Annotated in this window: 11 protein-coding genes and 1 other RNA gene; 11 read left to right on the forward strand and 1 reads right to left on the reverse strand. The window is 44.7% G+C overall.

Translation table 11 applies throughout. From position 1 onward, the window contains the following. The first annotated feature begins 203 nt into the window (after window positions 1-203). The 5 genes from GT1_RS13695 to smpB all read left to right on the forward strand — a co-directional run bounded on the left by GT1_RS13695 (window position 204) and on the right by smpB (window position 4,979). Complete coding sequence (locus GT1_RS13695; RefSeq protein WP_188399231.1) at window positions 204-932, forward strand: gamma-glutamyl-gamma-aminobutyrate hydrolase family protein; 729 nt, start codon at window positions 204-206, stop codon at window positions 930-932. A 28-nt stretch (window positions 933-960) separates the two neighbouring features. Further along, window positions 961-1,695, forward strand: coding sequence for a carboxylesterase (locus tag GT1_RS13700; protein WP_188399244.1), 735 nt, complete (start codon window positions 961-963; stop codon window positions 1,693-1,695). A 49-nt stretch (window positions 1,696-1,744) separates the two neighbouring features. Further along, window positions 1,745-2,140, forward strand: coding sequence for a PaaI family thioesterase (locus GT1_RS13705; RefSeq protein WP_188399232.1), 396 nt, complete (start codon window positions 1,745-1,747; stop codon window positions 2,138-2,140). A 1-nt stretch (window position 2,141) separates the two neighbouring features. After that, window positions 2,142-4,427: a ribonuclease R gene (rnr, locus tag GT1_RS13710; RefSeq protein ID WP_188399233.1), complete on the forward strand. Its 2,286-nt coding sequence runs from the start codon at window positions 2,142-2,144 to the stop codon at window positions 4,425-4,427. Between the two features lie 81 nt (window positions 4,428-4,508). Next, window positions 4,509-4,979, forward strand: coding sequence for an SsrA-binding protein SmpB (gene smpB / locus GT1_RS13715; RefSeq protein ID WP_075757428.1), 471 nt, complete (start codon window positions 4,509-4,511; stop codon window positions 4,977-4,979). 14 nt (window positions 4,980-4,993) lie between these two features. Here smpB and GT1_RS13720 read toward each other — a convergent pair whose 3' ends face one another. Continuing rightward, complete coding sequence (locus tag GT1_RS13720; protein WP_223226258.1) at window positions 4,994-5,908, reverse strand: DMT family transporter; 915 nt, start codon at window positions 5,906-5,908, stop codon at window positions 4,994-4,996. Between the two features lie 183 nt (window positions 5,909-6,091). Between GT1_RS13720 and ssrA the strand changes: the two genes are divergently transcribed. From ssrA to GT1_RS13750, 6 genes are all read left to right on the forward strand, one after another. Further along, window positions 6,092-6,437: a transfer-messenger RNA gene (gene ssrA, locus GT1_RS13725) on the forward strand. A 458-nt stretch (window positions 6,438-6,895) separates the two neighbouring features. Next, the gene (locus GT1_RS13730; RefSeq protein ID WP_188399234.1) at window positions 6,896-8,455 is read left to right on the forward strand and encodes an ASKHA domain-containing protein; all 1,560 of its coding nucleotides are present in this window, start codon (window positions 6,896-6,898) and stop codon (window positions 8,453-8,455) included. Between the two features lie 120 nt (window positions 8,456-8,575). Beyond that, on the forward strand, window positions 8,576-9,361 hold the full coding sequence (locus tag GT1_RS13735; RefSeq protein WP_223226259.1) for a metallophosphoesterase: 786 nt from the start codon (window positions 8,576-8,578) through the stop codon (window positions 9,359-9,361). A gap of 100 nt (window positions 9,362-9,461) precedes the next feature. Next, window positions 9,462-10,028 carry a histidine phosphatase family protein gene (locus GT1_RS13740; RefSeq protein WP_188399235.1) on the forward strand — a complete coding sequence of 189 codons (567 nt, stop codon included), beginning with the start codon at window positions 9,462-9,464 and terminating at the stop codon, window positions 10,026-10,028. Between the two features lie 105 nt (window positions 10,029-10,133). Further along, window positions 10,134-10,856: a GH25 family lysozyme gene (locus GT1_RS13745; protein WP_188399236.1), complete on the forward strand. Its 723-nt coding sequence runs from the start codon at window positions 10,134-10,136 to the stop codon at window positions 10,854-10,856. A gap of 341 nt (window positions 10,857-11,197) precedes the next feature. After that, the coding region (locus GT1_RS13750) for a hypothetical protein (protein ID WP_188399237.1) at window positions 11,198-11,791 on the forward strand (594 nt) is incomplete at its 3' end.

An 11,791-nucleotide genomic window follows, 5' to 3' on the forward strand; every position in this document is an offset into this window, starting at 1 on the left:
GCCAAGCTATTGTAGCTTGGCGTTTTTTTAATCTAACTGGTATTAAGCTAAGGAAGTTCCGCGCTCCGCTTGGAACTAAGCGATTCACACAAGTTCTAGCGTCGCGTTGCTCCTAATAACTTGGTTCTCTGCTTATGCGTTTTCTTTCTGTGGGAGATAATGGTATAATAGTATAAGTAAAATAGGTGGCGAGGTGAAGCGATATGCGCAAACCGCTGATTGGTATTACTGCCAACCAGTTTGTGACAGAAGGCGGGATCATGGCCGGCACCAAACGGCAATTTGTCAGTGATGCCTATGTCCGGTCGATACTTAGCGCCGGCGGGGTGCCTGTGTTGCTGCCAATTATTACCGAGCAGTCAGCCATCGAGCAGCAACTGGCTGCAATGGATGGCCTGCTGCTCACCGGCGGTGGTGATGTGCAGCCACAGCTGTTTGGAGAAGAGCCGGTGCCGGCACTGGGTAAAGTCATCCCTGAGCGCGACACGCATGAATTGCTGCTTGTCGCTTTGGCGCTGAAGGCAGATAAGCCGGTACTGGGCATTTGCCGGGGCTGCCAGGTGCTGGCCATCGCGTCAGGCGGCACCATTTATCAGCATTTATCGGCAGACGAAGCCGCTATTCAGCATGACCAGAATTCTCCTGCTGATTATGCCGGACATACCGTTTTGCTGGAGTCTGGCTGCAAATTAGCCATGATATTAGGGGACAAGGTTATGACCAACAGCTTCCATCACCAGGCCGTCAAGAGCGCTGGCTGCGGGTTTACCGTAAGCGCACGGGCCAAGGATGGAATTATCGAAGCCATTGAGCATGAAACAGCCGCTTTTGCGGTGGGCGTTCAATGGCATCCTGAACTAATGATTGACAGCAATCCGGCCATGCTTGCATTATTTGAAGCGTTTGTCAGCGCGGCCGGCCGGAAATACTAGTAATAATTGTTCAATGGGGGCGTTTGAATTGGCTATTATGCCAGGATCTGAACCTTTTTTTCTGCCTGGTGGTGAACAGGGTGTACTTTTGGTACATGGTTTTACCGGAGCGCCGTCAGAGATGCGCTTGGCAGGAGAATATTTACATAAGTTAGGCTATACTGTATTAGCGCCCCGGCTGCCGGGGCATGGAACGACGCCCCGGGAAATGGCGAAAACAACCTGGAATCACTGGTACGGCAATGTTGAGGACGGTTATCATTTATTAGCGGGAATATGCAGTAGTGTTGCGGCGGTGGGTCTGTCCATGGGGGGGCTTTTGACCTTGAAACTGGCCAGTGAATATCCGCTGAGGCGGCTGGCGGTTCTTAGTACACCCATCTATATTGCCAACAAGCAATTGCCCCTGCTGCCCTTGTATCGCCTGTTTACCGATTTTGTTCCCAAGAAACGCAAGCGCCTGCCGGATATTGGCGAAGAGTATTCGATTACCTATGAGGTAACGCCACTCAGCAGCTTATCCAGCCTGCTTGCCCTCATAAAAGAGATTGACGCCTTATTGCCGTCAATCACCGTACCGACACTGGTTGTACAGTCAAAAAAAGAACATACAGTTAAGCCTGAGAGTGCGCAGCATATCTACGATAATCTGGGAAGCACCGGGAAAAAACTGGTATGGCTTAACAATTCAGGTCACATTGTTACCCTTGACAGGGAACGTGACACTGTTTTTCAAGAGATTAGTCAATTTTTTGCGCTATAAAATTCCAGGGTTACCTGGATAGTATATAGGAAAATGAAGAGGTGTATTGATGAACAGAAATGATGAATGGTGCTTTGCCTGCGGCCGGGATAATCCCATAGGGCTGAAACTTGACTTCCATGAAGAAAATGACACATATATATCAACCTTTACTCCCGGTCCGGAGCATCAGGGCTATGGCGGCATTATGCACGGCGGTCTGGTAAGCACGCTGCTGGACGAGATTATGGCGCGCTATTTGTATGCCAAAGGCCTTACCGCCGTTACGGCCAAGCTCGAAGTACGGTTTCGGCATCCCACTCCCATTGGTCAGGAATTACGCATCTGTGGATGGATTACCGGCCAACGGGGAAAAATGTATGAACTAGCCGGTAACATTAGTTTGCCGGACGGAACAGTAACGGCTGAAGGAAAAGCGACGGTTGCCGTAAAAGGAGATGAGTAATATGGACTTAGCTGACAGAATACTGGAGTTCATGCGGGAGGAAGCCTATAAACCACTTATGGCTGAGGACTTAGCTGCCGGGATGAATATCCGCGGCAAAGAACTGGAAGAATTTTGGCAGGTACTGGACAAGCTGGAGGCTGCAGCGGCGATCATAAAAACCCGCTATAACAAGTATGGTGTGCCTGAGCGTATGAATCTGGTTGTCGGCAAGTTTTCAGCAACAACCAAGGGTTTTGGCTTTATTTTACCGGAAAACCGGGAACTGGAGGATGTTTTTATTCCCCCTGACGCTATTGGCGGCGCCATGCATGGCGACCGGGTGGTAGCGCGGATGCATCACCGGCATGTGTCCGGCAAAGCGGTAGAAGGCGAGATTATCCGGATTGTTACCCGGGCCAATACTAAGGTCGTGGGAACTTTGGAGGCCAGCCGTAATTTTGGCTTTGTCTTGCCGGATGACCGGCGCATTGGCCGTGATATTTTTATTCCCAAAGAGGAACTTGCCGGTGCTAAAACCGGCTCCAAGGTTGTCGTCGAGATTACCGACTGGCCGCACAAGCAGAAAAGCGCAGCAGGCCGGGTTATCGAAGTATTAGGCCGGCAGGGCGACCTGGGGATTGAGATACTTTCCATTATCAAAAATAATAATCTGCCGACAGAGTTTCCACCCGATGTTGAAAAGGCTGCCGCCCGCGTCACCACCACCATTAGTGATGAGGATTTATTAGGCCGCCGCGACCTGAGAGACCTGGATATTGTGACCATTGACGGGGACGATGCCAAAGACCTGGACGATGCCGTGTATGTCGAACGCCTTAAGAACGGGAACTATCTGCTGGGTGTGCATATTGCGGATGTCAGTCATTATGTGCGGGAAAATACGCCGCTGGACAATGAAGCCAGACTCAGAGGCACCAGCGTGTATCTGGTTGACAGGGTACTGCCCATGCTGCCGCCGCGGCTGTCGAACGGCATTTGCAGTCTGAATGCCGGAGAAGACCGGCTGACACTGTCGGCCCAAATGGAAATAGACGGGCGGGGCCAGGTAGTCAATCATGAAATATTCCCCAGTGTTATCAGAGTCAAAACCAGACTGACCTACAACATCGTGCGGCAGATTCTGGCCGATCATGACGAAGTGTTACGGGACAAGTATGCCGAGCTGGTCAGTCCTTTAGAGCAGATGGAGCGCCTGTGCCGGATTCTGCGTGACCGCCGCATGCGCCGGGGTGCCATTGATTTTGATTTCCCGGAAATAAAAGTAAAATTAGATGATGAAGGGCATCCCATTGCCATTGAAAAAAGGATTCGCAGTATTGCCGAATCCATTATCGAAGAATTCATGCTTGTGGCCAATGAAACGGTAGCAGAGCATATGCACTGGCTGGGTGTGCCGTCCATGTTCAGGGTGCATGAAGAACCTGACGAAGAAAAAATGAGCAGACTCAACCTGTTACTTAATAACTTTGGCCAGCGTTTGCCGAAGACACAGGAAATTGAGCCCATGGCGCTGCAACGGGTACTTAGCAAGATTGCCGGCAGGCCGGAAGAACGGATTATCAGTACTGTTGTGCTGCGGTCCCTGAAGCAGGCCCGTTATGATGCCGAAAACCTGGGGCATTTTGGGCTGGCAGCCACCTATTATACCCACTTTACCTCACCCATCCGGCGTTACCCGGATTTAATTGTTCACCGTCTTATCCGGGAGACCTTTTCCAAAGGGGATATTTCGGCTAAACGGCGGCAAAAACTATCGGTCATGCTGCCGGAGATTGCGCTGCATTCCTCAGAACGCGAGCGGGCCGCCGCAGAAGCCGAACGGGCAACTGTTGACCTGAAAAAAGTGGAGTACATGGCACAGTTTGTCGGTCAGGAATTTGATGGTATCATCAGCGGTGTTGCTGCCTTCGGCTTTTTTGTTGAGATAGAAAATGGGGTGGAAGGCTTGGTGCGCGTATCCAGCCTGCAGGATGACTACTATCAGTATGTGGAAGAGCAATATGCCTTGATTGGTGAGCGCACCAGCAAAATCTACCGGCTGGGCAATAGTGTCAGAATTACTGTTACCAGAGTCAATCCGGCAGAACGGACCATTGACTATGTCCTTGCCGAATCCGGCAACTTGCTGCAAGCCATTGACAATCAGGCGTCAGGCCAAAAACGCAGCACCCCCGGAGCAAGGCGCAGCGCCAGCAAAACCCGGACAAGTACGGCAAAAAGAAAAACTGCCTCTACTGCCTCTACTGCTGCCAAACCGAAAAAGCCCAGGGCGCCGAAAAAGTAGCCAGGCAAAGCAATTGACGTAAGACTGTAAATCGGCTACAATAGGTATGCATATCAGCAGGATTCTAAGAGGTGACAAGCGGTGAGCAAAGAAGCAGGCATAAAAATAGCGGCGGAAAACCGGAAGGCCCGCCACGATTATCATATTCACGAAACCTATGAGGCCGGGATTGCACTTACCGGCACGGAAGTTAAATCACTCCGGGCCGGCAAAGCTAACCTGAAGGATGCCTACGCCCGCATTGATAATGCCGAGGTTATGCTCCACAATATGCATATCAGCCCTTACGATCAGGGCAATCGCTTTAACCATGAACCGCTGCGTACCCGCAAACTATTGATGCACCGGTATGAAATCAATAAATTAATTGGCAAAACCAAAGAAAAGGGCTATACTTTGGTGCCGATCAAATTGTATTTTACCAGAGGCAAAGTTAAGGTAGAACTGGGATTGGCCAGTGGTAAACATACCTACGATAAGCGCCAGGACCTTGCCGAACGGGATGCTAAACGCGATATGGAGCGAGCACTGCGGGACCGGCAAAAAGATTAGTTTAAGGCTTATTCTTAGCAGTCATTGTGAGCGCAGCTCATTTCTTTCGGCCGTTTTTCCTTATTTCCGGCCCAAAGCTGCAAAATTAATATACCGAAAAGTATCAGTACGCCGCCGCCTATTTGCTGCGGCGTTACTTTTTCATTAAGCAGTGCCACCGATAACAGCACGGTAATGACAGGTTCCAGGGTGCTGATAATGGAAGTGTTAGTAGCGCCCACACGGAGCAATCCGGCAAAGAAGGCGATAATACTGACAATGGTGGGCAGCAGTGCGATGGCGATAATGGACAGCCACCCTTGAGCCGGCAGGTTAAAAATCAGCGTGTTGGTGGCGACACCGCTGAGCACAAATACCAGGGCTGCCGCAATGCAGACATAGGTGGTAGTAACCAACGGATCGGTATTTTTCAGAACCCTGTTGCCAACAACAATATAAATGGCATAGACTATCGCCGCCCCAAGCCCCAGGATAAAGCCAAACGTATTGATATTATCAAACGATACACCCAGCACAAAAAACAAGCCTGAGAAACAGATGCCCAGTGCCAGGCCTTTTGACCAACTGAACTGTTCGTCGCCAATAAAAAAAGATAGTACGCTGACTATCGCGGGATAAGTGTACAGCAGCATGGCGGCCAGTGATGCCGGCAGATATATGACAGCCAAAGCAAAAAGCATTGACATTGCTCCATAACCCAGTCCGCCCAGTAAAAACAGCCGTTTCATCAGGCTTTTTTCTATCGTCAGTGGCGTACCGCGCAATTTTAGAATAAGTGCGAGACAGATAGAAGCCAGTACAAAGCGTCCGGCAAGGATCGTAATCGTATTCGCCCCTGCAGCGTAAGCGAATTTAATAAAAATGGCTAATGTGGCAAATCCGGCAGCCGATGTTGCCACCAGCAGCATACCGGTATGTTGTTGTTTCAAGCAAAATCACTCCTTATCTTACAATATATTCGGCATTAAGCCCGATGTATCCTGTAGAATAAGTTGACTGGGAAAAGTTTTATTTGGCTAGATTCAATCTTTATGCTATAATAAGCTAATGTAATAGAAGAGTATTCTTATTTGCAAAAGACATGACATACCATCCAGCATACCCATTTATATGGGGGCGTACTGGTTTCGACAGGGGTAGTTATGGTATAGGTAGCGAGCCGGGGTTCCATTTGCCCGTCAAGACGGTGGAAAATAGTAAACGCAAACGAAGAATACGCTTTAGCAGCTTAATGCTAACGTCCTGCCTACGCACTCCCGCGGCCTAGGATAGGGCGTCACTTAGTGGGATACCTGAAGCTCAATTCTCGGAGAGCCGACTGGGAACTTTTATCGAGATAGTGCTTGCGCAGCCTGTCTGTGGGCGGCAAGAGCGCGAATTTTAAATCACCGACTGCGCTCGGAGAAGCCTATGCAGTAATGCCTTTGGACGCGAGTTCGATTCTCGCCGCCTCCACCACAATTTGAATGTCGCCTCCACTTTTGATATTAGGATAATTTATATCAAAGGTGGAGGTTTTGTTTTATGAAAGTAATATGTCATCTGTGTGGCGTGGAATTTGAGAAACCGGATAAAGAAGTGCGAAGGCAACAAAATGAAGGAAGAGAATATTTCTTTTGCAGCCGTAGTTGTACAGGTATTTATGCTAATAAAATCCGGCATAACACTCCGGATGATGTTTTACGATATTGAGAATATAGCTTTTAGCCATACGAAATGTAACTATGAGGCAGGAACTAAGACATTTGTAAGCAATTGTAAGAATGAGATAAGGGAAGAAGCAGGTTTGTACATATATTAGGTAGAATTATGAGATGAGTATCAGGATGCATTACAATACAAATGAAGCAGCTACCGGGGACTATTTGTACGAGCTCTGGTAGTATGTGACATAATAAGCATAAAGAGGAAGATTTATGAAGAATGTAATTTGTAAAAAAATATACCTTGAATTGAGAACGCCGGGTAACGGAGACTTTGTGGCTGACATTGACAGAATCCTTCAAGCTTTAAAACCGGAGTATGGAGAGGTTCAGATTTCTATTGAAACTATTAAATTATCCTATAAGCTGCTGCGGGATTTTGACTGGAAGCTCACAGTTACCTTAGTACACAAAGGTTTTGCCTGGGAGATTGTAAACCTTGAGCGGGGAAATACTTCAGATAAGAATTTTGCTTATGCAGCTGATCTTGGGAGCACAACGGTTATTATGCAGCTGATCGATCTGAATACTGGAAATATTTTGTGTGAAGAAAGCAGGGTCAATCATCAAGTTCGTTTTGGTGATGACATCCTTAGCCGAATCTTTTACGTTAAAGATAATGATGCTCATTTAAGAGAACTCCAGCAATGTACGCTGTTGAATTTTATTGAACTCATGGAGAAAATTCAAACTGCGACAGGCATTTCTTCGGACAAATGCGGGATATTCATTATCGGCGGCAATACTACCATGATTCATTTTCTGTTGGGGATTGATCCCTGGTTTATTTTCTTTACTCCCTATACGCCAGCTTTTAATCGGAGCGGTTTCTTTGTTGGCCGTGAAATAGGCTTACCCTTTAATGGATTAGTATACTGTTTTCCTTCTGTAGCTAATTATTTAGGTGGCGATATTATCAGCGGGCTGTTGGCGTCCGAGATGTATGCACAAAGTGAACTGGCTCTCTATATGGATATTGGAACAAACGGCGAAATGCTTTTGGGCAACAATGAATTTCTGATTTCAGCTGCGGGTGCGGCAGGACCTGCCTTGGAAGGCGGTATCAGCAAGCAGGGAATGCGGGCGAAAGCAGGAGCGGTAGATTCGGTGCAGATTGTTCAAAATCAGTTGAAAATCACTACAATAGACAATGCAAAGCCAGTAGGCATCTGCGGTTCAGGGATTGTTGACCTACTTGCTGAAATGTTGCTGGAAGGTTGGATTGATTATTCTGGTCGGTTTATTCCCGGCAGATCAGAGAGAATCCTTATGCGGGACGGAGAATATGTCATTGTTTACGCATGGGAGTACGAATCAGCCTTTAATGAAGACTTAGTATTCAGTCAGACGGACATTTTAAGATTTATGGATACAAAAGCAGCAGCAAACACTATGGTAGCGTTTTTACTGGATGCAGTGGGTATTACACCGGATAAGATTCAAAGGGTATATATGGCCGGAGCCTTTGGAACCTACATCAATATTGAGTCAGGGATTACCATTGGGTTATATCCAGACCTTCCCAGAGAGAGGTTTGTTCAGCTGGGAAACGGTTCTATAAAAGGAGCCTGCAAGTTGTTAGAAAATGCAGATCAATTATTGGTTGTAGAAGCTCTAATTAGCAATATAGTCTATCTTTCCTTAGCTGAGGCACCGGATTTTCTGAATAAAATGTCAGCGGCCAATTTTTTGCCCCACACGGATTTTTCATTATATCCCACGGTCATTGAAAAGCTCAAGAGCCGTAAAAACTTGGAAAGTAGTTCCCGTTAATAATGCTTAAACGGTTGCGAGAAATGGTGGATTTGCAAGGTCTTGGATCGCCTCTACCTGATATATAATGGATTTAGAGACTATTATATATTAGGTGGAGAAGAATTTAAGCTAGAAGTTGTGAAAGTAGTGGGGTATTACCGATTTATAGATAAACATGGTATCTTAAATTACGAAGCTGAGGTAAATAGTATGAGGATTGTTGACCGGATATTGGTAATATCTGATATTCATGGTGAGAACCAAAGATTTCAGTCTCTATTAAAACAAACTCAATATGACCCGGCAGGCGATTTACTGATTATCTGTGGCGATATGATAGATCGTGGCCCGGAAAACTTGGAAGTGCTAAAAACTTGCCTAATGCTTCAGGCACAAGGTGCAGTGCTTTTAAAAGGGAATCATGAACAATTTTTAGAGCAGAGTGTAATTGAAATGATTGAATCCGATTCCTGGCGGAAAAAGCCATCAGAGAACTTATATAATTGGGTTAAATATAACGGCGGCGCTACTATGTTTGAGGAAATAGAAACCTTAGCACCCGGTAAACTAGCAGAAATTCTTCAGTTTGTGCAAAGTTTGCCGTTATATTTTTCAACCGGTAAATTCCTCTTTTCCCACGCGGGTGCTAATACGCGGAAGCCTATAGAAAAGAATACTGAAGATGATCTGGTTTGGATGGAGGATCGCTTTCCTTATTGTCCGGCGTACAAAGGGAAGATACTTGTTTTCGGACATATTCCCACGTGGAATCTTTATCGCTACGATAAGAAATTCAAAAAAACGAATGCCCGGATTTGGTTTGACCAAGAGTACCAGGACAAAATAGGCATCGATTGCGGCGGGTGTTTCGGTGGCCGGCTGGCGGCTTTAGAATTGCCAAGTTACCGGGAATTTTATGCTTAAGGGTACTTCCGGAAACCTCTATAATTAATCTGACACTAATGATTACCGCAAGTCTGTTTAGGGATACTAGTTTGAAAAATTAAGTATATGGGGTGAAACAATGAAAAGAATCTGGTTAATTCGTCACGGCGAAAGCGTGGCTAACGCCGGGGCCGCTACGGATAATCATGTAACGATACCGTTGTCTGAGACTGGTCACAAACAGGCGCAGGAAATAAGTCAGATCATAACCTGTAAACCGGATATTATCATAACTTCTCCTTTTTTACGTACGCAGGAAACAGCATCTTATACTATAAAACGATACCCGGATGCACCGGTTGCTGTTTGGGATGTTCAGGAATTTACATACCTTGCCCCGACTTCCTGCATAGGGACTACTGCTGCCGACCGCAGAGAGAGGGTAAATACATATTGGCAGCGCCTTGACCCTGACTACATAGACGGCCAAGATGCTGAGAGTTTTAGCATGTTGTTATCGCGAGCCAGGATGGCTATTGAACGATTAATGCGTTTGGAAGAAAAATATATCATAATGTTTACTCATGCTCAGTTTATTCGCGCCATGATGCTTTTAAAAGACAATCAAGAGCAGGATGAACAATATCTTATGAGCCGGTTTAGGGAGTTACCCAAGTATGGTAATTGTGAAGTGGTTGTATGGTAGAACAATTTATGAAACTGATATTGGTTGGGGTATTAGCAGACTTAGGAAAATCATGAATCGATTAGGCGAGATATAAAAGAATACGTATAATGTGGGTGATTTTCAATGAAGTATTCTTTAAAGAAACTTTTTATAACAATGACATTGCTAATATTGCTTTTGGGCTATCTATTTTATAATGGGTATATACACTTAAATAATCCTACATTAGAAGAATTTCCGATTAGAGGAATTGATGTTTCTGCTTATCAAGGTAATATTGAGTGGGATAAAGTAAAAAATGATGGGTTTAAATTTGTATATATTAAGGCAACAGAAGGAAAAGATTTCACAGATAGTACATTTGTAGTGAATTGGGAAAATGCTAAAAAGGTTAATATGAAAAGAGGAGCCTATCATTTTTTTACCTTTGGCAGTCATGGTACAGAGCAAGCAGCGCATTTTATTAATGTCGTTCCCAATGAGGAGGATTGCCTACCACCTGTAGTTGATGTTGAATTTGGTGGTAATTCGAGTAAGATACCTAGTAAAGAACTGTTGCAAAAAGAGCTAAGGGATTATATTTATAGAATAGAAAATCATTATAATCGAAAACCAATTCTTTATGTTACTTATGAGGCATATGAAGCATATATCATGGGGGATTTTGAGGAATATACCATTTGGATAAGGGATGTTATTAAATTTCCTTACATTAAGGACAATAGAAGTTGGTCAATTTGGCAATATAATAACCGTGGCAGAGTAAATGGAATTAGTGCATTTGTAGATTTGAATGTTTTTAATGGAAACCAAATGGAATTTAATAAACTGGTCAATGATACTTAGTGATATTGAGAATATAGTTCTTAGTTGCGAAATGTAACTATGAGGCAGGAATTAAGACACTTGCCTATTAGTTTCTTTATTAATAATGCCTTGCATCGTAGACGGTGCAGAAACCAGGGAAAACGGCAATGACGAGGCGTTTTTACTTCGAGGCGATATATTTTTTTAGTGAGAAAATTGATCAAGCGATACACAATTATTCCGATGTAATCAGGCTAAAAACCTGCTGACCCGATAAATTATGGCTTACAGGTATTAGTTTTGCTATTGTTCGCAAAGTATAAAATATGAAAGAACCGTCCCTGTGTGTTGTCAGCAGCGAAGATAATATAACGGTATAAATGATTGGAAAGAATATGGAACATGAATTTATTGAGGAAGAATTAAGCAGTAACCCGGGAAGTATAGTAAATTGTATTGCGAATTACAAAATGAAAAATGTTGACTCCACTATATTTTCTGCGATTGTTCAGTACGAACATTGGCTAGGTATTTATCGGAGCAAAAAAGATCAGTATAAAAACAGACTTGAAGCATTTACTACTTTATGGACATGCAGCTTGATAGACATAGAAGAATGGCATGATCACTATGAACCAACAACGGAGTTTGCTAAAGCTGTTTACAAAAACTTTTTCAAAAAGGATTCGGAGAAATATGAGCCCAAAGATTGCGAGCCGCACGAAGCTAGAGAATATATTATGTATAAAGTTGAGCGAATGATACAGAATGTAAAAAGTAATAGAGAAAAGTATCCGTTGAAGAGTAGCGATATGATATATCCTAATAGCATTCCAGGTATATATGTGAATCGAAAAATTGTGAATGAAGATTTATTAGAATTTAAATTAAATGAGAAGCATTCCTGTAACGAACAAAAAAGAGTTTTGAACAAAAAAGTACCTCCTGTTAGAATACAGGGTGTAAGGCTTCTG

Origin of the sequence: Sporomusa sp. GT1, assembly GCF_014634905.1 — a bacterium.
Taxonomy (GTDB): domain Bacteria; phylum Bacillota; class Negativicutes; order Sporomusales; family Sporomusaceae; genus Sporomusa; species Sporomusa sphaeroides.

Bases quoted from the DNA above. Each gene is read 5' to 3' on its own strand.
- GT1_RS13740 (WP_188399235.1), top strand. From the start codon at position 9,462: ATGAAAAGAATCTGGTTAATTCGTCACGGCGAAAGCGTGGCTAACGCC.
- GT1_RS13730 (WP_188399234.1), top strand. From the start codon at position 6,896: ATGAAGAATGTAATTTGTAAAAAAATATACCTTGAATTGAGAACGCCG.
- rnr (WP_188399233.1), top strand. From the start codon at position 2,142: ATGGACTTAGCTGACAGAATACTGGAGTTCATGCGGGAGGAAGCCTAT.
- GT1_RS13745 (WP_188399236.1), top strand. From the start codon at position 10,134: ATGAAGTATTCTTTAAAGAAACTTTTTATAACAATGACATTGCTAATA.
- GT1_RS13705 (WP_188399232.1), top strand. From the start codon at position 1,745: ATGAACAGAAATGATGAATGGTGCTTTGCCTGCGGCCGGGATAATCCC.
- GT1_RS13695 (WP_188399231.1), top strand. From the start codon at position 204: ATGCGCAAACCGCTGATTGGTATTACTGCCAACCAGTTTGTGACAGAA.